Below are 23,349 nucleotides of genomic sequence, written 5' to 3'. Positions count from 1 at the left end.
TTCGCCCGCCCACGAACGGAAGTCTTTCACCCTTGAACTTCCTCTCTGGAGTTCGTCGAAACGGACTACTCTTCCCCTTCATCGCAAAGATCTTCGATATTGTTATTGTTGGTCTTTATAATACCTTTTTCCCGATATGTCAAGCGAATATTTTTCAAACTGACAGAATAAACAGCATCTGCATCGTATTTGTTTTATTCCGCCGGTTCGAACATATCCTTTCCTACTCCACAGACGGGACATACCCAATCGTCGGGCAAATCGTCAAAAGCAGTACCAGGAGAAATTCCCGAATCCGGATCGCCCTGAGCTGGATCGTAAACATAACCGCAAACCGTACAAACGTATTTCATGATTTTCCCTCCTTATATAAAAATGAAGCTTGTAAATATTATAAACTAACGGAGACACTAAAGCCATCGGGTAATTATTCCGGCAAATCTTTCTGTGTCTATTCAAAGACTTAACATTCTCCAGAGCTCTTCCTTCGCCATAAAATTCTGGGCACCCAAGCCCTCGCACTCAAAAGATCCCACTACAGAGCAACAAATTCCGGCCTTCCTCAAGCGTTCCTGTGCTATTTCGACTTTATCGGGCGAAAGGACAGCCAAAAGCACCCCCGAGGAAATCAAATAGAAGGGGTCAAAACCCAAGGCAACGGATACCTTTTTTGTTATAGGATGCAACGGGAAGGCATCTGTATTCAACTTTACCTTGAGAGAGGTCAACGAAACTATTTCCGATATTCCGCCCATGACTCCCCCTTCGGTAGGATCGTGCATAAAAGCCGCAAGATCCCTCAACAACCTCGCCTCAGGAAGGACCGACAGCATTGAAGCCCATCCCTTCACTTCTTCAATCTCAGATGGAGAAAGGAAGTCGGCAAGCAAATCCTCCCTGTCGTTTGCAAGGATCGTCATTCCCTCCAAGCCAACGTGTTTTGTTAAGAGCAGGACATCTCCCGGCCTTATCGAGCTTGCTCTCAATACCCTATAACCTATACCAAGCATGGTGCCGACCATAATGGGATGTTCGTAACGATCAGAAAACTCCGTATGTCCGCCTATAACGGCTACTCCAATTTTTTTTGCCTCTTCGTTTACTTCTTTCATAAGAGAAGTTGCATCGTCTAAAGTCATGGTAGCGGGCAAAATTAAGACAACCAACATATAAGCCGGATCACCGCCCTTGGAGGCTATATCGTTGGCATTTACGTTCACCAACAGATTGCCAGCCCCCTTCACGGCACCGACTATTGGATCGGAGGTGGCCATCAAAAAAGCGCCGGCAGGCCACCCTACGACCGCCGCGTCTTCGCCAATTTGAGGTCCTACTAGTACCTCATCTCTATGTAATCCCCGCAAACCTTTCAAAAGGGGTTGCAGTAAATGAGGAGGAACCTTTCCTACCGATATTGAAAAGCCTTTGGTCAACGCACACTCACCTCCCGATGCTGTATGCTATATACGCAACCGCAATAACGTTGTCTGTATAATCCCATTTCTTTACTTTTTGCGACGGATTCGACGAACCCTCCGCCCTTCCTCCAAATGCGATCTATCCATTGAAGGCCCACCCTTAGAGACATGCGCCTCCCAATTGCATTGATCGACTCAGGATCCTTATGGGGGCTTATCGTAAGGGTCGTGGCACAGGCGTCGCACTTCAAGTCTTTAGCCAAAAATACGGCGGCCTCGATCTGTAAACCGTAACACAACAGACACCTTCTGCCGCCTTCGGGTTCTTTCGCCAGACTTCTGGTACTCCACAGCCAACGATCCGGGTCGTAGGGTGGAACTACTAGGGTAACACGAAAAAATTCGGCCAATTGCCTTGCGGCGCAAAGACGTCTTTCGTACTCCTCTCGGGGGTGTATGTTATGCCCGTAAAAGAAACAAATAACCTCATTGCCTTCGCAAAGCAATATGTCCAGAGGTACGGTGCCATCTGGGGCACAGCAAAGTTGCAATAGAATTCTCATTTCATTAGACACCGCCATCGAAATCAATCACAGATGTTGCAAAAATGAGATACCCCGTATGTCCTATCATTCGATCTTCCGGCCTTATCCTGTTTGGATCAGTCTTAAGGTTCCTGTGAAATATCTCGATTACTTCGACATCGATGAAACCCTTTTCTTGCAAAGCCCTCAAAAACCTCTCTATTTGGTTGAAAGTGGGAAGCAAAGCCCCCATCCTGCGACCCAGGGCGAGAGCGTTTCTTGCCTGGTTAAGATAATTCCATGGATCGGGTAAATCTAGGAAAAGGGCATCCACATTGACTTCATCAAAACCTTCCGATATGTTTCTTGTCTTGAATTCTACCCTGTGGTCAACTTTCCATCTCTTACAGTTTCGGCGTGCTAGCTCAACAAATTCACCACGCTCGTCGTAGGAGTAGACTCGACCTTCGTCCCCAACGAAATGTGCGAAGACACTGGTCATCCCTCCCGAACCTGTACCGCACTCCAAGACTCTTGCACCCGGTTTTACATCCAGCTGAAGCAATATATAGCCCGCTTCCTTGGGAAAAACTATCTGGGTCCTGCGCTTTATCCTTCGTAAATACTCCCCCAATGAGGGTTTGGTAATGTAGAAGAGATTTCCGTTGTGCGATCTGACCCTGCCCCCAAAACCGGCTCGCATAACGTCCTCGTGTGAGATAACGCCCAATCGCGTTTCAAGCTTTCCCCCCTCTTCAAGGGAAATCAAAAATGTGTCCTTCTTTTCGGCAGAGGAAAGAAAAACTAGACTTCCGCTATCGATCATCGGCGTCACACCTGCCAAAAAACAGCATTACTTTTCCAACTCTTTGAGGACACATTCGGCCAAGGCTTTCGAGGACAAGCCCATGGCTTCAAAGACTTCGTCAAATGGTCCGGAATCGCCGTATCGCCAAACGCCCAAGGGCTTAACCCTGCAGCGCAGCCCCAAGCTCTGCACCTTAGAGACGATTTCCCGGCCTAATCCTGTCCCTGCGTGATGGTCTTCGAATGTGAATATGGGTCCCAATTCGGCCGCTTCCTCAATAGCCTTTTCGTCTATTGACAACGGGCAGGAAACCCCATAAACCCTCAGGGAAAGACCATGCTTCTCGAGCAATTCTCTGGCCTGAACCGCTCTATATACCATATGCCCCATAGCAAAAACGGATGCGTGACGACCATCCCTTATCAGGTCTATGGCGCCATATCTGAAAACATAGTTCTCTCCATAAAAGGGAGTGTCCTCCCCTTCTCTGGTAAGGATGGGCACTTTGCTCCTGCCCATGGCAACGCATATGTTCCCCGCTTCGGAAAGAGCCCACCTCGTTATCCTGTCGGTCTGATTCGGATCGATGGGAACTGTCAGCTTCCATCCGAAAAGGTTGCGCAACAACCCACAATAATCTATGCATTGATGAGTCATTCCGTCTTCACCAACATCCAAACCCACATGCGTCAAAAAGAGCTTCAAATTAGTTTTATTGATGTCGTTCAAGCGCTGTTGATTATATACTTCGGTAAGACCAAAGACCCCGAAGTCAGCCCAAAGGGCAATGACACCCCCGCAAGAGGCCGCTCCGGAAACCGTTGCAGTGGCATGTTCTTGAATGCCGGTTTCTACGAACCATTCGGGACACTTATTTGCAAATTCGTCCACTTTCACAGATGAGGCCAGGTCGCAGTCAAAGACAAGTATTGGTGTCGAAGAAGAGCCCTCTTTGTAATTAAGTTCACCAATATTCGCCAAAGCCTTTCCAAAGGCGCTCCTGTTATCCGTCTTGGTCTCTCGGGAATAAGTAAAGGGATGTCCTGTTTGTATGGAAGGAGCACTCACAGAAACCCTTCGACCTTCCGGCAAGGGGCCTCTTCGCACCCTTAAGGCCTCTTCCAAAATCGATGGATCCTCCCCCAGCTCTTCCATGGCCCTAAGATATTGTTCTTTGTTAAGTGCTTTGCCATGATAATCTGGAATACCCTCCATAAAGGATACACCCTTGCCCATCACCGTATTACAGAAGACGACGCTTGGCCCATCGTCCTCGTAAGCTTTTCTCAAAGCGCTATAGATATCAGATGGATCGTGCCCATCGCACTCGTAAACCTGCCAACCGTCAATTTCCCAAAGCCTTTTGTATTGAACGGGCATAACATCCTCAACGAAACCGCTAATTTGAATGTGATTGAAATCTACTAGGGCCGTTACGTTGTCTAAGCCCTCCTTTGCCGCTATCCTGCGAGCCTCGGATACCTGCCCCTTCGTCTGCTCGCCATCACCCATCAGTACGAAGACGTGTCCTTCCCCTCTTCTCTTTTTCTGAGCTAAAGCGTAGCCGACTCCTGCCGCAAGGCCCTGGCCTAAATTCCCGCTTCCCCAGTCTATGCCGGGGACAGATCTTTCCACATGACCTTGAAAGGGACTGCCGGTCCTGCGAAAATTGCCCAAAAGTTCCAAAGGATCGAAAAAGCCCAGATAGGCAAGAGCAGAATAGGCTGCCGGTGCCGTATGGCCATGACTGATCACGACGTAATCTCTATCTGTTTCCTCTACCCTTTCTCTTCTGAGGTTAGAAACGGCATAGGTCACCAAATACATCTCCATGCTCGACATGGAGCCGCCCGGGTGACCGCTATTGGCCGCCGTGGTCATCGTCAGGACCCAACCCCGACACTTTTTTGCAGCGATGAGAAAGGCCTCTGTATCGACTTTGTCTAATTTATCTTTAGGAAAATGCGCTAATGCAAGAAGTGTGTCCCTCATTTAGTTACCTCCAGCAAACAAGAAATTATTAAGTTTCACTTAACGCATACCTTATACCAGCTACCCGAAGTTATTGCAACTGCATCGTTGCTTTTGATGAAGATGACTAATTGCGCACAAAAAAATAATGCGGAAGCTAAAAGCTTCCGCATTATTTGTAGATCGGATTTTAAAGAAAATTTTTTAAAGTACTTCTTCGGTAGGTTTGTACAGATCTTCCATCCCAAAGGCCTCTGCCACAGGCTTGTAGGTTATGATGCCCTTATACATGTTCAATCCCTTGAGAAGGGCATTGTTTTCCCTGCAGGCACGCTCAGGTCCTTTGTTTGCAAGCTGTAAACCATATCGTATCGTGCTGTTGTTGAGGGCATATGTCGCGGTTCTGGCATAGGCGCCCGGCATGTTCGCGACACAATAGTGCACGACACCATCGACAACATAAACCGGGTCCGAATGCGTGGTTGGTTTTGACGTTTCGGTGCATCCCCCTTGGTCGATGGCAACATCGACGATCACAGAACCAGGTTTCATGATTTTAAGGTGCTCCCTGCGAACCAGTTTGGGGGCCTTGGCGCCGGGTATCAAAACGGCACCCACGACTATATCCGCCTCTTTTAAGCCGGCTTCCAGGGTGTGGCTGTCGCTGAATACGGGAAAAACATTAGGGGGCATAATCTGCGTCAAATGTTCGAGAACGTTCGGGTTTACGTCAAGTATGGTTACCCTTGCTCCCAGTCCTGCTCCAACTCTGGCTGCATTGCTACCCACGCTGCCACCACCGATCACTAATATGTTTGCCGGAGCAACGCCAGGAACCCCCGTAGGAAGCAGCCCCATGCCCCCGTGAGGCTTGCCAAGATAATATGCGCCCATAAGACAGGCCATGCGACCGGCAATCGTGCTCATTGGCTTCAACAGGGGCAGCGATCCGTCGGCTTCCTGAACCGTTTCATAAGCAACAGCAACTATCTTCTTTTTGAGACAGGCTTTGGTAAGCTCTTCATCAGCTGCAAAATGAAAATATGTATAGATCAACTGATTCTCCTGCATAAGATCGTATTCCTGAGGAAGCGGCTCTTTGACTTTTACGATCATATCAGAGGCAGCCCAAACCTCTTTGGCCGAATCCAGTATCTTGGCTCCTGCAGCTTTGTACTCCTCGTCTGTTATGCTGGATCCAATGCCGGCACCCCTTTCGACTAACACCTCATGTCCGGCATCTACATATGCTTTGACCGCTGCAGGAATGAGCCCTACCCTAAATTCGTTGTCCTTTACCTCTTTTGGGCAACCTATCCTCATCTATACATGCCTCCCTTAAATTGAGATAATTAAAACTAGCACTTTAATATTCATTATACTATATTTTCTCACAAATATACACGTGGTACTCTTGGCGTAAAGAGATTTGGGACCTCATAATTTATCGTGCCAATTATTTTGGCTATCTCTTCGGGCGTTACCTCTTCATCTCCCTGAGCCCCTATAAGAACCACTTCGTCTTTCACCTTAACATCGGGAATATGGGTAACGTTTACCATCATTTGGTCCATGCATATATTTCCTACGATGGGAGCGCGTATTCCCTTGATCAAAACGGATGCCCTCATGGAAAGGACGCGAGGGTAGCCATCATGATACCCTACGGGTAAAACGGCTATCTTTTCTTCGCCTCTGGTCATGTACCGCAGTCCGTAACCGACCCCGCTTCCGAGAGGCAGCGTTCTGAGGACAGCTACTTCTGTCTTTATTTGAAAAACTTTTTTCAGGTCAAAGGGCTTTCTGCAACTATCCGATGGCCACATGCCATAGAGGATCAACCCCGGCCTAACTGCATCAAGGTGATATTCCGGAAGATTTAAGATGCCGGCGCTATTGCATACATGACGTAATCTAACTTTTATACCGAAATCGGCAAGTATATCCAGCGCTTTCATAAATCTCCGGAACTGCCAACGGCTATATTCCAGGTTGGACTCATCGGCAGTGGCAAAGTGGGTAAAAACGCCCTCAATATCAATACAGGACAGCCCCTTTAACTTTGGCAAAATATGGGGCAGCTCTTCAGGCAAAAAACCAATTCTTCCCATGCCAGTGTCTATCTTGACGTGAAGTCGGGCCACTTTACCTTTTTCCTCTGCAACCCGACTTGCAGCACATGCAAAATCCATATCGGTCAGTGCCGCTGCAACATCGTGGTCGACGTAGTAGCCTGCCGCTTCAATGGGCGAAGGTCCTAGCACCAATAGGGGCTCTTTTATTCCGGCTTCTCTTAAAGCCACCGCTTCGTCAGGCGTAGCAACGGCAAATCTCTGACATCCCGCTTCTTCCAGGGCTTTGGCAATAGGGACTATGCCCATTCCGTATCCATTGGCCTTAACTACTGACATTACCTGGACGCGGGGGCCGACAAAACTTTTTATCTTATCGAAGTTATGGCGCAAATTTTCGAGGTACACTTCGTACCTTGTTGGCCTTAAATTCAACGGGAAACACCTCCCATAATCCAAGGAGGAGGGATACACCCCTCCTCCTTTACGCCAAAGACTTACATCAATTCTCCCCTAGCCCTTTTAGCATCAAAATCCTTGACCAGACGGCGAACCTCTCCCGATACCCACCACAGAGCGATGAGGTTGGGTATGGCCATTAAACCATTTAGCGTATCGGCAAAGTCCCATATGTTCCGCAAAAACTCACTTCCACCCCAAGCACCAAGAACGATACAGATGATCCAAAGTGCCTTATAGTAGGGAATCACCTTTATTCCCAGTATATAGGTCGCACCGGTCTCACCGTACCAGTACCATGCAAGCACAGTCGAGTAAGCAAAAAGGGCGAGGGAAATAGACACAAATATTACACCTGTATTGCCCCAAACGGTACTAAAAGCAGTTAAAGTCAATTGAGAGCCCGTAAGTTCCGGTCGACCAGTGAGGGTTCCGGTTGCAATAATGCCTATAACGGTTATTGTGCATATAATTATAGTATCCAAAAATACTTCAAAAATACCCATGGTGCCCTGGCGAACGGGATGATCCGTTATGGCCGTGCAGTGAACCATTGGAGCCGAACCAAGGCCTGCTTCGTTTGAAAAAATGCCTCTAGCGGTACCTTTCACCAGCGCTTGCCTTAGCGACCATCCGGCCACAGCCCCGGGCATTGCCATAGGATCATGAAAGGCGTAATAGAATACTGATCCAAAAGCAGCAGGAAGCTTATCAATGTTCGTTATTAACAACACCAAGCCACCAACAAAATATAGCACGGACATAAAAGGAATTAGAATGGTTGTTGCATTAGCTATGCTTTTTAAGCCACCTATGACAACCAGGGCCGTAAAAAAGGCAAGCGCTATACCAGTATATATATGAGGCACGCCAAAGCCTAACTTTACTGCCTCAGCAGTAGAGTTGGCCTGTGTCATGTTACCAATTCCAAAGGCTGCCAATGCCGCAAAGAGAGCAAATAGCCATGCCAGCCACTTCTGCCCCGTAGCCGCTCTCAAAACGTACATTGTTCCTCCGCGCCAGTTGCCCGCTTCATCCTTTTCCCTAAAGCGAGTTGCTAAAGTAATCTCGACCATTTTAGTTGTCATTCCAAATAATGCGCTTATCCACATCCAAAAAGCTGCACCTGGTCCACCTAAATGGATGGCTGTTGCAGCTCCAGCAATGTTCCCAGATCCAACAGTCCCCGCAAGAGCTGTAGCCAAGGCTGCAAAGGGAGATATAGTACCTTCTGCACCATAGCCTTTGCGTGCGTTCTTTGTAAATACATTCTTAAACGAGAGGGTGAAGTAACGTATCTGTGGTAAACCCAATATAATAGTCAAATAAACACCGGTACCAACCAAGAAAACGCACATCCACGGACCCCATACTATCCCGTTTACCACACCGTTAATTTTCAACAAAAGATCCATGCTCTCACTGTCCCTCCTCAAAAATATGATTAAAAGACAAAAACGAAAGCATACCCATGCCTTTTCCCGATAGACATCACCTCCTATCGAATTAAATAATATTTTACTGCTTTTGCAATATCAACATACCTTTCATCCAACTAATAAAGAAGAGTGTAATTTGTCATACTGTAGGCCTTATATGTTGACGTTGCGATATGGGATATGACGATAAAATATTACGAAATTTTTTGTAATTGCCAATATTATACTACTCCTTTAAGTAAGAGAAAACAAAAAAGCGCTCTTCGGTTTACGAAGAACGCTTTTTGTTTTAGCCTAAAGCGATAACTCTGTTTCTATCGTGATTACAGGTAGCCGCCCTCGGCCAAAACTTCCTTAGCCTTGTCGAGAAAGCGTGAAGGAACTTTTACGACTGGGCCAGTGCATCCCATGGCCGATTCGGCATATATTCCTGACGCCCAAAGAGTTTTTACCGCGTCTTCTATCGTCAAAACATCTATACCATGGATTTCTTCGTCTGTCGGCTCCGGTTTGGGCGGCTCCACCTGCGATTTCCCGCCCTCCCCCTTGCTTTCCAGTTGGGCGAGAATGCTTTCAAGGCCTGCATTTCTGGCCCTCTCAAGTTCGCTCCTCACAAGCGACGGCAGGCCGGCTAAGGACACTTCAGCCGTAAAGTAGATGGCATTTGCGATAACGTGGGCCCCGGAAGCCCTGGAAATGATGGAGACGACATAGCCCCACCCCTCTCCCACGGACGGCCCGTACCCCCAACCTAAAGCTTCGTAATTCCCGCCTGTGTTGTAGGCGCTAAATATCTTGACCACGACATTCCCCGTCAATGTATCGGTAACGCATACATCCACGGAACCGGCTATCAAATCGTTCCCTCTTAAAATAGGGCCTCCGTCACTCCTTACACTGCTTCCAAAGGTAATATCGTAACCGCCCTCCGCCAATTTTCTGAGAGATCTGTAAACCATTTGCGCCCCATCCACGTTTAAAATGCCAACTTCCGGCTTCTTGATTCCCCTGGCTTTGGCAACTGCTATGCCATAAATCGCATTCAACACCATGGCTTCGACTCTATTAGCGGAAGAAGTCCCCGTAGAAGTGGATATTATGAGGGGCTTCCCCTTGGCAGGCGCGTGTATCATTCCAACGGTAGCGACGCCCAAAGGGAAGGGATAATGGAGGGCAACGGCACCTTTTATGCTACCTTCTTTCAAAGCTTTTTCCATTGCATTTTGGATGTCGGCCTCGCAATCGTCGGTCTCAATCCATTCGAGATCGTCGAAACCTTTGACACGAGGGCCTATCATAACCACTTTTATAAAAGGGTATTGTTGCTGGGCAAGCCTACCTCCCAAAGCCATCTCTTCTGAACCAAGCTCGCTTCCGCTGCTCATCAAACCGATAGGCATGAGCTTGCTTCCGCCTTTGGCCGCATCTACAATTTCAATCAACGCTTCGCCGATTAACTTTTTCAAATTGACATCACTCACAACATTTCACCTCTTAAGCCTTACTCTTTGGCAGTACCTTTAAGCGAACCGGCGAGATCGGCAAGCACTTCCAAAATGATTTCCTTTATCGCTTCTTTGCTTACGGTCTTTTCCTCACCGGCAAGAGGCGAAGGCGATTCTATGATAAAGGAAGCTCCATCGGATAGGTTCGTCAAACGTGCCAAAAAGAGGCTTCCCTTTCCTATTATCATCGACCTCTTCATCGTTCCCTTCTTTATCTTCTCGCAGGCATGCCCTATAAACGGCACGCCGGAGGGTACATGTCCTTGCGTTGGTGCGAAGCCGGGCATTCCGCGTTCCTTTATAAAATCAGCCATATCGGCTCTTTCGAGCTCCTTCTTCATTACGGCAAGGGCTGCGATCATCTTGAAGTTGGCCTCGGGGACATTTCCCGCTCCTGCCGGCAGCGTTATCTCGGGGTTTTGCAGCTCTGCCGCATATTTATCCACATCGGCAATGCCAAGCCCGATCCGCTTTAACGGCTCGTAAACAAGAGCCTCGGTTATGGCTTGGGGAGAGGCCCCGGCCCCCACGGAATGTTTTCCGATTGCATCGAGCCTTATTACGGGAGAGACCCCGTCTTCGGGAGTGAGCAATACTGCAAAATTACCCAAGACATCCTCCAGTGCCGGGATATTTTTTTTCACGTGATCCCGTGCGTTCATGTAAAGCTTCGGAACGGCTCCTCCGGCTAACACCACTACGTTTTTCCTGATACCGGATGCCACCTGTCCCGCTGCGTTGATAAGAGCGTAGGCAGGTCCGGCGCAAAAGCCCCTTACGTCACACCCGCTTGCATTTATACAGCCGGCAATTTCACCTACTGATTTGGCGAAATTGCCCCCTCCCCTTTGGTTCATGTCTCCCGCAGCTTCTTCGGAACACTCTATGATGAAATCGACTTCTTCAGGTTTCATGCCCGCACGTTTCAGTAGATGGAGCAAAGCCAATACTCCGCCGGCTTTGCAGGCTATGTTCTCGAGCAGTACATAGGAGGACAGACATTCGTCAAATTCATGGGCTTTTCTACAGCATCCAACTGTTATACCGTCGTAATATAACGGTAACGCCTCATTCTCTCTTATTTCCCTCTCTATTTCATCAATGGGATGACCCTTTTCCAGACGCTGTAAAATGTCGGGGTTTATCAAGGAGTGGCTTTGGAGCTTGTCCTTGACCTTTCCCGAAAAGGTTTCCTCAAGCCAGATGATGTCGAAGACGTCGGAAATATCCATAAGGGCCAAAAATTCATCTTCGGGCATTATCTCTCCAAATTGGCCCCAACGAGAGGCTCCCCTCATCGGATTTTGGTACCACGGAACAGGCTGAGCCTCCAGGTCCTCCGGATCAATCCCTCCGATGAAGGCTTGGTTTGCGGCGTAACTTACTGCCTCTTCAAAGGGACGCATCGATTTTGACAGGGAAAGCAGAAACTCCGATTCTCCTTTGGCCTTCCTTTCCCAAAAGGGGGTATTGCCATAGTGATAGGCAAGTTCGGGGGTGTGGTTCAAGCAATAGGCATATTCTTTTATAGCAACCTTTCGCATGTAATCATGCACGCTCCTTATGTCCGAAATTACCGCCAATTTAATTGATCAAGGGGTCAAAAGAAAGGTCCCTTTGGCCCCTTGATCGGAGAGAAGTTAATCGTCAAAAACGGTCTGTTCCTTGATATCTGCCTGTAAGGCCTTTAATGCTTTGTTTAAAAGGCGGCGTCTTATTGCCCTTTCTTCTTCCGACGACTTTGTCGGATCGCCAAGGGGGTGAGGAATTGCGACGGCCGGAACTATTCTGTTCGCTCCGACGGTCTGTGATATGGGAACTATAGTACATATATGCACGGTGGGTAAACCCGCTCTCTCCAATTCCTTTACCATCGTTGCACCGCAACGAGTACAGGTTCCTCAGGTGGACGTAAGGATGACGCCATCTACATTATCGTTCTTCAACCTCTTGGCAATCTCCTCTCCAAAGCTCTTGGCATAGGCTACGGGAGTTCCGTTGCCCACGGTCGCGTAATATTTATCGTGAAGCGAGCCAAAGGAGCCCTCCCTTTCCAGTTCTCTTGCCACATCCACTGGCAATACCCTATCGGGGTCATCGTTTGCATAGGTAGGATCATAACCTCCGTGAGCCGTCTCGTGCGTTTCCGATGTGAGGTCCTGTAAGCCCGCTAAGCTATATTCCCCGAACTTGGTGGCGCTTGAAGCTTCTATTCTATCGGGGTTGCCCTTGGGAACTATGCCTCCAGAGGTAACAAGGGCAATTTTGGCTTTCTTTATGTCCTTTATAGCAGGAGCGGGTGGCACACGATCGAAGGATGGCATGGGATACTCTGAGACAAACTCCTCGCCGCGAAGCTTTTTCACGAGCATATCGACTGCCCTCTCGGCTCCAATTCGATCTCTGAATACGTTTACTCTGACGCCACGCTCTATGTAGCACTCTTCTTTAGGGCTCCCAATAGTTTCCCCCTTCAATTGTTTCAAAACGAGGCGGGCCATTTTAGGTATGGCATCGCGCATTCCTCTGGCGCTATCCGCCGCTTCGATTATGTAAATGCCCTTTTTGTAAATCTCGACAGCGGGATTTTCCCGATACATGGCAGTAACGACCGGTATGCCCAGCCTTTTAGCGACGGCATCGCATATGGCGCCACAGGCCATGCCGTATCGTCCCGCGTTAAAAGCCGGTCCCGCAACGAGGGCATCGGGTTTGTATTCCTTGAGCATCTCGATAATTTTGTTTATAGCCTCATCCATATGTTCGGCGAAATAGCCGTCACCGCAAATTACCGTCGCCACTATAGTAGCCTCTTTTCCAAAGGCTGCCTGCAGGGCCTGCCCAGGGCCTACCACGCCATCGCGAAGCTCTGGCGGATAATCCGCCCTTTCCTCGCCGCCTATGCCGGCGAAAAATTGATTTATATAGTGCACTACCCTATAAGCCACAAATAATCCCTCCCTATCTCTCATCGCAACCCTAGAGAGTATACTTGCTGCATTGCTCTCGCATTTTAGCTACCGCTTGAGATAGGGCCTCAGGATCCAAAACCATCTCCATCATTCCCATTTGCTCTTCCCAAACAGCGGGATCCACTTCCTCTTTTATCTCCGGTTCAAACATGTGATAAACTGCGAGTCCCAACGGGACTCCTGCCAATGGACCTGCGTAAGTCGGATCTCCGTTTGTAACGGTTTCGGCGTAAATTTCTGCGCCCTCTGCATCGGAGCTGCCCAGTATTACTACGACGTTTTCAGCACCGAATTTCTCGGCTGCGTCCTTGACGCGCTGTTGATTCTGCAGGTCCATGGCTCCCGCGGCCGTTCAGACGAAGCATTCGGTCACGGAAAACACTATATCGGCTCCGCTGTCCTTTAAACAGGCCTCCATTACGGGACCGGGAATTCCATCCCGTTCGCCAAGGAGTATCAGCTTTTTACCGACCAATTTCCCCTTTGCCATGGGTTAACACCTCCTGTTTTTATTATTTATCTGGTTTCGGCAGAAAAACAGGTGAAACCAAGCTCGTTGGTAGCACCCGTTATTGCCTGCAACTCAACTTCGATGGAACCATCTTCCTTTAAGCTTCCAGAAAAACCTCCCGCTATGACATTGGCTGATTCGGAAAAACCTATCAGTTTTTCCATAGGGGGCAATTGGACCGTCGGGTTTGCGTTTCCGGCGCTTACGACGGCGTTCGCTTCAGGGGCCGCATCGGCGAGGGATTGGCTGGCTCCGTCCCTTCCGGCATATTCGTCGGTAATGAGCACCGTCTTTATACCCGCACGCTCCGCCTTTCTGCAGTTCATGATCAAGTCACTATCGGGATTTCCGAAACCTTCTTCCGTAATTATCAACCCGTCAACTCCAAGCATCTTGGCAAGCTTGACCGCATAGGAAGAGCTTCTCTTCTTATCTTCGAGCGTCACGTTCTCGTTGGTAATTATGCAACCTACGAAATCAATGTCTCTGCCATGCCTCTTATAGAGGGCTTCTATTACAGGATTATTTTGATGGACATAGGTGCTATTCTTATCGCAGGCGGATACGCAGTTGCCCGACACGATAGCCCCATCGAAGACCTCATTAGGATGAATTAGCGTTGGAAGTATCCTCTTCGCGTCGACTCCATATACGTAGGTATCGTGAAGAAGACCTTGGGACTGCAACATGTAAAGATATGCTACCTTAGGCAAACTCTCGAGCTCCTTGGGCCTTTTCGTTATCTCCCCTAATTCGTAAAGCGATACTTCGTCGTGAGACGTTCCCTTCGCATTCACCGCCAAAAAGTGCGCGACCTTGAGCCCGGCCACGCGACATGCCGCCTCATAATCGTGCCTTTCAATACCTTCCTTGGGCGTAAAGACCAAGACCACGTTATTGGTCTTGGAGAAGGGCGTGTAATCGGCACCGGGGCCCGACATATCAATAATCCCTTCCTGGAAACCGACTATCTTGCCACAGGTCACAACTGCCGCACCTGACAACACTAATGTCTTGCCCCTCCCTACGCTACCCTCGACATCGCCGATGAAACCCGGAAAAACGTCGCCTTCGCCCTCGATCTTGCACCTGGGCTCTATCACGTCTTTGACCGGGATAATGCGAACCCTTTCTCCGGGACGAGCTAAATCCACCTTTACGGACTCAAAGCGATCATCCTCTAACAGCATATCCGTAATTTCTTCGCGGTTGATGTAAAGGACGTTATTTTCGACCTTGGTAGCATCGCCCCATTGTACATCCTCGATCTTGACTTTATGCAATTCCAACCTCACCAATAGACACCCCCTTCTTTTTGCGCCTAAGACGAAATGCTACTGCAATAACTTTTCCATTCGCTCCTTAATAGCTTCTATAGTGACCTCTTCTCCGCTTATCCTGTCCTTTAACTCTCCTCCTTTATAGAAGAGAAAAGTAGGAACCCCCATGACCTTTAAACTGATCACCAAGCGACGATTCTCAGCTACGTTTAGTTTACAGAACTTTACTTTGCCTTCATATTGAGAGGAAAGCTCCTCTACCTGAGGCATCAGGGCAAGGCAAGGTCCGCATTTGGGTCCCCAAAGATCCACCACGACGGGAAGATCGCTTTGCAAGACTTCGCTTTCAAAATTATCCTTGTTCAATTCGATCAATTTCAGTGCACCTCCCGATTTGATAAGATTCCATATTGATAAAACACCGGCATTATGAGCTGTTCGTCGAGGAACTGCATGTCCTCTATCGAACTTGGATCCAAATCGATATGATTACGATCTGCCCTTTCGTAAATTTCGAGAGCTCTTTCGACTAAATTGAGAGATTCCTGATCGACGAAATCATCGTCAGATGTGGAACTGGCCAGAAGCACAGTTAAATAAAGCCTTCTTCCCGGAGGGATATTTCCCGTCAGAGGATGGGAGATAAGCCTATATCCGTCATGGACCTTATCGCGCAACATCGCCAACACATCTAAAGGACAGCCTTCTAGATATACGCATCCTGCGATGTGCTTCAGTCGAGGATTGTTTGTTACAACTTCATAAAAAAAGGACATGCGCCAAATCCCCCCTCGGTCCATTTGGCCCCTGTCCTCTTCACCCCCAGGGATTCACCATAAGCAATCATATGGCTTGCCCTTTTGGTAGATCTCTAAAGAAATCTTTTCCAGGGTTCCGTCACACCGCAATCCTTTTGCCTGAGAGATTGGGGCATCGCTGCCCTTGCACCTTCGGCTCCTCGCTTTCCTTTAAGCGAGATATCTCTTGCGGCGCTCATCCGGGTATTCTTACATACTTTATTTTATATATATCATTTCACAAAGTCAAGCCGAATATCTCAAACATATTTCCAGCCTAACATATTCTGGGAACCATCTCTCCCAAGGGCATGTCGACGACGCGCATGCCGCCGATGCTGGTCTTAAGTCCGACAATTCCGGGATGTTCATCAGTGACCTTGCCTATAACAGCGCAGAGGGGTGCCTTCTCTTTCAAAGAAGAAAGGACTTCATGCAGGCAGTCGGGATCTACGGCGATGACAGCTGTACCTTCGCAGGCGAGGTGCAACACGTCAAAGCCCAAGACGTCGGCTAGGGAGATTACCTGCCGGGTCAGTGGGATGAGATCTTCATCAATTTCAATGCCCAAGGAGGCACCCTCGGCCCATTCGCACAGGACCGTTCCCAAACCGCCTCGCGTACAATCTCTTGCGCACTTTACGCCCGGTATCTTCGTCAGGGGTTCCATTAAAGGCCATAGAGGCGCGCAGTCGCTTTCCAATTCATCCACATCAAGGCCGTAGCGGAGCGCGGCTATCAGAGCACCGTGTTGTCCAACAGGACCGGTGGCGATGATGACATCTCCCGGCGAAAGCTCATTGACACCCCAGGGACGATCCGTCACGGATTGACCCAGGGCACAGCAGGTTATATAAATGCCGTCAGCCTGTCCTTTGGGCAGCACCTTGGTATCACCGGCGATGAACTTGACATCCAATTCCTTGCTGACACGATAGGCGCTATCGACGGCTCTAAAGAGCTCGTCCTTCGGCAATCCCTCTTCTATTAAGAAACTTACTGCAACATAATTTGGCCTTACCCCTCTGACGGCTAAATCGTTAGTACTTCCGCAGATAGCGAGTTTCCCAATATCTCCTCCCGGGAAAAACCGAGGGCTTACAGTAAAACCGTCAATCGTTACGCCTATGCCGTTTTCAATTAAAGCACAATCTTCCAAATCATTAACGCTTTGATCCCGATATATTTCGAGGATCTCCTTGATAAGCTCTTGGGTGGGCCTGCCACCGCTTCCGTGTTTTATTTCGATGAACATCGCTACATCACCCTATAATCGTACTTATAACATGCTGCGCAGCTTCCCTCGCTCGATACCATACAGGGACCAACAGGGGTATCGGGCCTGCATAGCTTAGAAAAAAGAGGGCATTCTTTTGGAGTTATCTTGCCCATCAATACTTCGCCACACTTGCAACCTTGGGGGAGAGGGACATCCTCGATCTTCAAGTCGAACTTCAAAAGAGCATCAAGCCGGGCAAAATCGCTCTTCAACTTCAATCCCGACCTTTCGATAGCCCCCAAACCACGCCACTTTGAATCGCATTTATCGAATACTTCTTCTATCAACTCTTGAGCTTTTGCGTTCCCTTGGGGCCTAACGGCTCTCGCGTACAAGAGGCTGACCTTGAAGTCACTTTCGCTTACCTGACGGGCCAGCTCAACCAACCCCTCCATTATATCCAAAGGCTCAAAGCCAACTATTGCACAGGCGATATTGAAATCCCTGGATAAAAATTGATAAGGTTCTGCTCCCAGCACAACGCTCACGTGTCCCGGAAGCAAAAAGCCGTCAACTTGCAATTCCTCTGACTCGGCAAGTAGTCGCAAAGCTGGAGGAACCAGTTTATGAAACGAAAGGACGGAAAAATTTTGCACACCCCTATCCATCGCTTCAACGACCACGGCTGCAGTGGAAGGAGCGGTGGTTTCAAAGCCAACTCCCAAAAAAACCACCTCCTTAACGGGGTTTTTAAGGGCTAACGACAAGGCTTCGTCTGCCGACCTCACGACACGAACATCGGCGCCATGTGCCCTCAGGCTCTGCAGCGAACCCTTCGTGCCAGGAACGCGCAGCATATCGCCGTAGGTAGCGAAGATCAAATCCCCTTTGCCGGCAAGTTTTATTGCGGCATCTATCTCTCCCTGATCCGTCACGCAAACGGGACAACCCGGACCGGAGACCAGCGAAATGTCGGGCGGCAATAAAGACCTTATGCCGCTCCTATAAATAGCGACCGTGTGAGTACCGCAAACTTCCATAAAGGTCATTGGACGTTCAGCAAAGAAAGTTAGCGCACGCCGAAGTAATTCAATTTTATCTTTCACCGCGCCCTTGACTAGCAACTTTCAACACTTCTTTCCATAATTCTTCTAATTCCCGACCATCCCTTTCTTCGCACTTTTCAATGACAAAACCAGCGTGCACTAACACAACGTCCCCTACGTTGATCTCATCCACCAGGTCCGTCCTCACTTCCACTCGCAACGACCCAGTGCGGGCGACAGCCCTGCTTGAATCCAAAACCTCCTCTATCCTGTGAGGAATTGCAAGACACATTTTCCTCATGCCTCCCTATATTTTTCATTAAAAAGCGGGACCTTACCAAGGCCCCGCTTTTTCCGTAATTTACGCCACATCGGTATCGCAATAATCGAAGATCCTATTCATTCGGGGTTTCACAGCCTTCTCTCACGCTTATCCTTCGAATGCTCAAGGCTTTCCCACTCGACGCGTCTATATCTACACAAGCACCGTTCAGCCGCAAATCTTCGTTGCATGCCTCAAATCGCGCCGGCATCGCCGTCAAAAACCGACTTATTACCGAATCTTTCTGCATCCCAATGACTCCGGCGTGCCCTCCCGTCATTCCCACGTCGGTTATAAAGGCAGTCCCGCCATCGAGTATCTCTTCGTCAGCCGTGGCAACGTGCGTATGGGTACCCAACAATGCAGATATCCGCCCGTCGAGGTAAAGTGCAAGCGCCCTCTTTTCTGAGGTCGCCTCAGCGTGAAAGTCTACCAACACAGGAGCTGCGACGTCTTGTAGAATTTCGTCGGCCCTCCTAAAGGGACAATCCACGTCGAACATAAAGGTGCGACCTATGAGATTAAGCACAACCAACCTGCCCGCCTCACCATCCAAAGTCATACACCAGCGTCCTGGGCAACCGGGGGGATAATTGGCAGGACGCAACAACCTGGGCTCCATGTCCAAAAGGGAGACGCCTTCTTTCTTATCCCATATATGATTGCCCGAGGTCATGCAATCGATCCCCACTGCCAACAACTCGTCCAAGATCTTTTGAGTGATGCCGAAACCGCCGGCAGCATTTTCAACGTTAGCGATCACAAAATCAAAAGGGCCATACTCTTTTCGGACCTTCGGCAAAAACTTCTGAAGGGCCTTACGCCCGGGCCTGCCCACGATATCTCCCACAAACAAGACTCTCATTAGAATTCCTACTTTGCGAGCTCGATTGCTCGTAATTCCTTAATTACCGTTACCTTGATCTGGCCAGGGTACTTCAACTCTTCCTCTATCCTTCGGGCAATATCGTATGCAATTTTGTATATCGCACCGTTATCGCCGGCTTCGGGCGAGACCATTACGCGTACTTCCCTTCCCGCTTGAATAGCATAAGCTTTTTCAACTCCATCGAAGGAAGAAGCCAACTCTTCCAGCTTCTCCAGCCTCCTTATATAGGCCTCTATGCTCTCCCGCCTTGCTCCCGGCCTTGAGGCGCTTATGGCATCGGCAGCCCACACCAAAACGGCATATACGCTTTTTGGCTCTTCATCTTCGTGATGTGCGGCAATCGCGTTCACTACGACATGCGACTCGCCGTAACGTTTAGCAAGATCAGCTCCTATCAAGGCATGGGAGCCCTCAACCTGGCAATCTATGGCCTTGCCCAGATCATGCAACAATCCGGCCCTTTTCGCAAGCCTCTCATCCAATCCGAGTTCAGATGCCATGACCCCTGCCAAATGTGCCACTTCCAAGCTGTGTGCCAGGGCATTTTGGCCGTAGCTTGATCTATATGCAAGCCTGCCCAAGGTCTTCACTATCTCGGGATGTACCCCCTCTACGTTGACCTCGAGCAACGCGTTTTCGGCTACCTCGAGCATGTGCTCTTCCACTTCCTTGCCCACCTTTTCGACGATTTCCTCTATCCTGGCAGGATGAATCCTACCGTCCAGTATCAACCTCTCCAGAGAAATTCGGGCAATCTCGCGCCTTACCGGATCAAAACAGCTTAGCGTCACCGCCTCCGGCGTGTCGTCCACGATCAGGTCAACGCCCGTCAAGCTCTCGAAGGCTCTAATATTCCTTCCTTCCCTACCTATTATCCTACCCTTCATATCATCGGAGGGCAAATTAACGACGCTTACCGTGACTTCCGATGTATGATCAACGGAACAACGCTGAATCGCCGTAGTTATAATCTCTCGGGCCTTCCTGTCGGCCTCGCGCTTAAATGTCTCTTCCAGTTCTTTTAATTTCAAACCGATAGAACAGGATGCTTCCTCTTCCACCTCTTTGAGGAGAAGCTCTTTGGCCTCTTCTCTGGAAAGTCCCGCTATTTCTTCCAGTTTATGCACCTGTTCATGTAAAAGCATTTCGGCTTCTGCCTTTGCCCTTTCGGCTTCTGCCAGTTTTGCCTTTAATTCCTCTTCCTTCCTGGTCAAAGCCTCGAGCTTTCTGTCGAGAGTTTCCTCTCTTTGCTCGATCCTTCTTTCGGCTCTTTGAAGTTCGCTTCGCCGCTCTCTGATCTCTCTTTCCACCTCATGCCGAATCTTGAGCGCTTCTTCTCTGGCCTCGGCAAGGATCTCTCTCTTCTTCGTATCGGCCTCTCTTTTTGCTTCATCCAAAATTTGGTCAACAATTTTCTTTGTGCTTAAAACCTTTTTCTCATCATGAAATTTTCGAACGTAATAGCCGACGGCAACTCCCGCCGCGCCGACTAATACGATCGATGCGATCACAACAAATCCCATTTAAAGATCACCCCTCATTCAATTGTCAAGGTACGAGACAAATTAGCATCTTCTTCGAGTTAGTTTTACTTAAAGCACAGGAAGTATATCCTGCGCATTATTTTACAGAATGTCTCATAATACCACAAGGGTGATCCCAAAAATCCCCATACAACAAAAAGTCGGGAAAGAAAATTCTTTCCCGACTCCGATGAGATTTATCTTTTTATGACGGATGGAAGAAAGTACGTAAATCTTTTCTTAATCCTCCCACCCTCCTCCTCCCTTGCCCATTCTGCTGGAGCAAAAGATCAATCCACCTATAAGAACAACTGCCATGAACACCGTCGTTCCGATAGCAGCACTCGTCATCTTACTTCCCTCCTCTTCATTCCGTCTTGGATTTCATACTCTGTAATACGAAGCTAGCCACGAGCACTATCACCATGAGGATCCATATGAAGTTAGACCAACTGCCGTATCCGCCGTAAGGTTCCTTGAGGTCCTGCATAAAGCCCCCGTAAACGACCACAAAAAGGAGGCCTGCCGGGACTACTACCTTAATAAGAAAGTCCAGCCAGGGACCAACCTTGATATCAGAGGTAGCGTTTACGTGTTCGCGGAGCTTATCGGCTCCGAATACCCATCCGACGACCAGGGAAGCTATGGCACCACCTATCAACAGCGTGTAGAAAGCCACGGTCCTGTCGACGATGTCAAGCCAATAAAGGCCGCCCTGGGTACAATAAATGAGCCCCACCAAAAATCCAACGAGACAACCCCAAAAGGCTACCTTTTTTCTCTGCCAGCCAAACTTGTCGATCATGGGTACTATATATCCAGCGTAGGCAAGATAGTAGGCCGAACTTAGTCCGATGATCCAGAACATGATAAAGAACAGAACTCCAGTGAGGCGATTCAAAGCAGGCATCAGGGATATGCCTACCGGATAGGTCACAAAGGCAAGCCCTATTCCAGCAATAGTAACATCCTGGAGGGATACGCCAAGCGCTTGCATGATATAGCCAACGGTGCTAAAGACGGCAAAACCTGTCAGAAAGGCAAAGCCGCTGTCGCAAAATGCGGTGATCATTGTATTGTTCGTAATATCTCCCTTCCTTGCGATGAAACGTCCATAGGCGTACATTCCCGCCATACCAACAGAAAGCGAGAAGGCTATTTGGCTAAAAGCAGCAAACCACACATCAGCACCTTTCAATACAGACCAATCGATGTCAAGGTAGTAATTTAGTCCATCAACCGCACCGGGTAGGGTCAAGCTTCTGATCAATATAGCTATGATCAAAACCCAGGCCAGAACCATGACAACTTCCGATACCTTTCCAACGATCTCGGCCCCACGGTATATTACGAAATAAATTATGATCCAGGTGAAGGCCAAAGCTCCGACGATTGGCCACTGCAAGCCGCCCAGCTCTCCCGGGCTCTCGGAAAGGTTGAGCACTGTTTTGAAGAAATAATCCCCAGCTTGATGAGCGCCGGCCTCTCCGGCACCCCAAGCCAATGTCATTGAACTAAACATGTAAATTATGGTCCAAGCCATGATAACACAATAATAAGTATCGATCAAAAAGGCCGATATGCTTGGAAACCAACCCACCCATTCCCATTTTTTACCGATGCTGCGAAACACCCCTGGAGCTCCCTTTTGGAAGTAATGCCCCATCCCAAACTCGGTAAGAAGCCAGGGAATCCCGATGGCAAAAAGACCGATTATGTAAGCTACCAGAAAGGCAGCTCCTCCGTATTCGTAACACATATAGGGGAAACGCCAGACGTTACCCAAACCAACCGCAGATCCTATCGCAGCAAAAATCATATGACGCCGCTTTAAAAACTTTTCTCTGCCGGCTTCAGCCATCTTCCTCTCCTCCTTTTTAATAATAGTAAAATATCCTAAATAACAATCAAAAGCATTTCAGCATCTTTACGCGCCCTCCACCACCCCTCTCGTTAACCGAAGAACTGGATGTAGCCCATAACCAATATAACGGCAATTATAACAGGCAAAACGTAGGTCATGTAGCCCCTTAAACCCTCGGGAAATTTAGGGCCTATTCCGGTGTTGGCTTCCTTTATGAAATTATTCCAACCCCAACCGTATTTGGAAGTGCAAAAGAGCACGAAAATGAGGGAGCCGATGGGAAGGAGGTTGAAACTGACTATAAAGTCCTCCAAATCCAGCACCACGGTTCCCTCGCCGAAGGGCTGGAAACCGCTCCATGGCCCGAAACCCAAAACGCAGGGAAGGGAAGCTATGAACATGACAACTATGCCGATGTAAGAAGCTTTTTTCCGGCTCCACTTCCATTCATCCATAGTAAAGGCGATAAGATGCTCAAAAACGGCTATGACCGTGGTGAGGGAGGCAAAGGAGAGAAAGACAAAGAAAAGCGTCCCCCACAGCCTTCCGCCCATCATGGAGTTAAATACGTTTGGAAGGGTCACGAAGATCAATCCTGGGCCAGCTCCGGCATCCACTCCGAAGGCAAAGCAGGCCGGGAATATGACCAATCCAGCCATCAGGGCTACAAGGGTATCCAGAATCACCACGTAAACCGATTCCCCGGCAAGCGTCCTCTCTCTGCTCAGAT

21 protein-coding genes, 1 pseudogene, 1 riboswitch and 1 other annotated feature (1 of these 24 only partly in view) are annotated in these 23,349 nt (G+C 48.8%); all 22 genes and pseudogenes read right to left on the bottom strand.

Annotated features, from left to right (window positions below):
• Nucleotides 1–91 (bottom strand) — a binding site (T-box leader) (it extends 138 nt beyond the left edge of the window).
• 103 nt (nucleotides 92–194) lie between these two features.
• Entirely contained in the window at nucleotides 195–356 is a 162-nt protein-coding gene (rd, locus tag BLU12_RS00110) for a rubredoxin (protein ID WP_091459727.1), read from the bottom strand.
• 99 nt (nucleotides 357–455) lie between these two features.
• Nucleotides 456–1,433 carry an AIR synthase-related protein gene (locus BLU12_RS00105; protein ID WP_091459725.1) on the bottom strand — a complete coding sequence of 326 codons (978 nt, stop codon included), beginning with the start codon at nucleotides 1,431–1,433 and terminating at the stop codon, nucleotides 456–458.
• Nucleotides 1,430–1,981, bottom strand: a complete 552-nt coding sequence (locus BLU12_RS00100) for an epoxyqueuosine reductase QueH (RefSeq protein ID WP_234945336.1) — start codon at nucleotides 1,979–1,981, stop codon at nucleotides 1,430–1,432. The genes BLU12_RS00105 and BLU12_RS00100 overlap by 4 nt, the downstream gene beginning before the upstream one ends.
• 4 nt (nucleotides 1,982–1,985) lie before the next feature.
• Nucleotides 1,986–2,768 carry a tRNA (adenine-N1)-methyltransferase gene (locus tag BLU12_RS00095; RefSeq protein WP_091459722.1) on the bottom strand — a complete coding sequence of 261 codons (783 nt, stop codon included), beginning with the start codon at nucleotides 2,766–2,768 and terminating at the stop codon, nucleotides 1,986–1,988.
• Nucleotides 2,769–2,795: 27 nt separating this feature from the next.
• Complete coding sequence (locus tag BLU12_RS00090) at nucleotides 2,796–4,742, bottom strand: transketolase (protein WP_091459721.1); 1,947 nt, start codon at nucleotides 4,740–4,742, stop codon at nucleotides 2,796–2,798.
• Nucleotides 4,743–4,925: 183 nt separating this feature from the next.
• Complete coding sequence (gene ald, locus BLU12_RS00085; RefSeq protein WP_091459720.1) at nucleotides 4,926–6,044, bottom strand: alanine dehydrogenase; 1,119 nt, start codon at nucleotides 6,042–6,044, stop codon at nucleotides 4,926–4,928.
• 68 nt (nucleotides 6,045–6,112) lie between these two features.
• The gene (alr, locus tag BLU12_RS00080) at nucleotides 6,113–7,228 is read right to left on the bottom strand and encodes an alanine racemase (RefSeq protein WP_200778679.1); all 1,116 of its coding nucleotides are present in this window, start codon (nucleotides 7,226–7,228) and stop codon (nucleotides 6,113–6,115) included.
• A gap of 62 nt (nucleotides 7,229–7,290) precedes the next feature.
• Nucleotides 7,291–8,667 carry an alanine/glycine:cation symporter family protein gene (locus BLU12_RS00075; protein ID WP_091459718.1) on the bottom strand — a complete coding sequence of 459 codons (1,377 nt, stop codon included), beginning with the start codon at nucleotides 8,665–8,667 and terminating at the stop codon, nucleotides 7,291–7,293.
• Between the two features lie 347 nt (nucleotides 8,668–9,014).
• Entirely contained in the window at nucleotides 9,015–10,172 is a 1,158-nt protein-coding gene (grdD, locus tag BLU12_RS00070) for a glycine/sarcosine/betaine reductase complex component C subunit alpha (RefSeq protein ID WP_091459716.1), read from the bottom strand.
• A gap of 20 nt (nucleotides 10,173–10,192) precedes the next feature.
• A complete protein-coding gene (gene grdC, locus BLU12_RS00065; protein WP_091459715.1) occupies nucleotides 10,193–11,740 on the bottom strand; it encodes a glycine/sarcosine/betaine reductase complex component C subunit beta in 1,548 nt (515 codons plus the stop codon).
• Between the two features lie 96 nt (nucleotides 11,741–11,836).
• Complete coding sequence (grdB, locus tag BLU12_RS00060) at nucleotides 11,837–13,168, bottom strand: glycine reductase complex selenoprotein B (RefSeq protein WP_268753496.1); 1,332 nt, start codon at nucleotides 13,166–13,168, stop codon at nucleotides 11,837–11,839.
• Nucleotides 13,169–13,175: 7 nt separating this feature from the next.
• On the bottom strand, nucleotides 13,176–13,658 hold the full coding sequence (grdA, locus tag BLU12_RS00055) for a glycine/sarcosine/betaine reductase complex selenoprotein A (RefSeq protein WP_083489964.1): 483 nt from the start codon (nucleotides 13,656–13,658) through the stop codon (nucleotides 13,176–13,178).
• Nucleotides 13,659–13,684: 26 nt separating this feature from the next.
• Nucleotides 13,685–14,974, bottom strand: a complete 1,290-nt coding sequence (locus BLU12_RS00050; protein WP_091459712.1) for a glycine/sarcosine/betaine reductase component B subunit — start codon at nucleotides 14,972–14,974, stop codon at nucleotides 13,685–13,687.
• Between the two features lie 39 nt (nucleotides 14,975–15,013).
• Entirely contained in the window at nucleotides 15,014–15,334 is a 321-nt protein-coding gene (locus BLU12_RS00045) for a thioredoxin family protein (protein ID WP_091459711.1), read from the bottom strand.
• A 2-nt stretch (nucleotides 15,335–15,336) separates the two neighbouring features.
• Complete coding sequence (locus tag BLU12_RS00040) at nucleotides 15,337–15,735, bottom strand: GrdX family protein (protein ID WP_091459709.1); 399 nt, start codon at nucleotides 15,733–15,735, stop codon at nucleotides 15,337–15,339.
• A gap of 119 nt (nucleotides 15,736–15,854) precedes the next feature.
• A riboswitch (glycine riboswitch) is annotated at nucleotides 15,855–15,956 on the bottom strand.
• Between the two features lie 77 nt (nucleotides 15,957–16,033).
• A complete protein-coding gene (gene hypE / locus BLU12_RS00035; RefSeq protein WP_091459708.1) occupies nucleotides 16,034–17,011 on the bottom strand; it encodes a hydrogenase expression/formation protein HypE in 978 nt (325 codons plus the stop codon).
• Nucleotides 17,012–17,013: 2 nt separating this feature from the next.
• Complete coding sequence (hypD, locus tag BLU12_RS00030; RefSeq protein WP_091460059.1) at nucleotides 17,014–18,081, bottom strand: hydrogenase formation protein HypD; 1,068 nt, start codon at nucleotides 18,079–18,081, stop codon at nucleotides 17,014–17,016.
• Nucleotides 18,071–18,322 (bottom strand): HypC/HybG/HupF family hydrogenase formation chaperone, encoded by a 252-nt coding sequence (locus BLU12_RS00025; protein WP_091459706.1) that lies wholly within the window; start codon nucleotides 18,320–18,322, stop codon nucleotides 18,071–18,073. Before BLU12_RS00025 ends, hypD begins: the two co-directional genes overlap by 11 nt.
• 94 nt (nucleotides 18,323–18,416) lie before the next feature.
• A complete protein-coding gene (locus tag BLU12_RS00020; protein WP_091459704.1) occupies nucleotides 18,417–19,208 on the bottom strand; it encodes a TIGR00282 family metallophosphoesterase in 792 nt (263 codons plus the stop codon).
• An 8-nt stretch (nucleotides 19,209–19,216) separates the two neighbouring features.
• Nucleotides 19,217–20,755, bottom strand: coding sequence for a ribonuclease Y (gene rny, locus BLU12_RS00015; RefSeq protein WP_091459702.1), 1,539 nt, complete (start codon nucleotides 20,753–20,755; stop codon nucleotides 19,217–19,219).
• Between the two features lie 367 nt (nucleotides 20,756–21,122).
• On the bottom strand, nucleotides 21,123–22,616 hold the full coding sequence (locus tag BLU12_RS00010) for a sodium-dependent transporter (RefSeq protein ID WP_091459701.1): 1,494 nt from the start codon (nucleotides 22,614–22,616) through the stop codon (nucleotides 21,123–21,125).
• Between the two features lie 92 nt (nucleotides 22,617–22,708).
• Nucleotides 22,709–23,349 (bottom strand): annotated as a pseudogene (locus BLU12_RS00005) (sodium-dependent transporter); the annotation flags it as partial.

Source organism: Acetomicrobium thermoterrenum DSM 13490 (assembly GCF_900107215.1).
Taxonomy (GTDB): domain Bacteria; phylum Synergistota; class Synergistia; order Synergistales; family Acetomicrobiaceae; genus Acetomicrobium; species Acetomicrobium thermoterrenum.
Note: the sequence above shows the minus strand (reverse complement) of the source record. Positions and strands in the feature narration are given on the sequence as shown.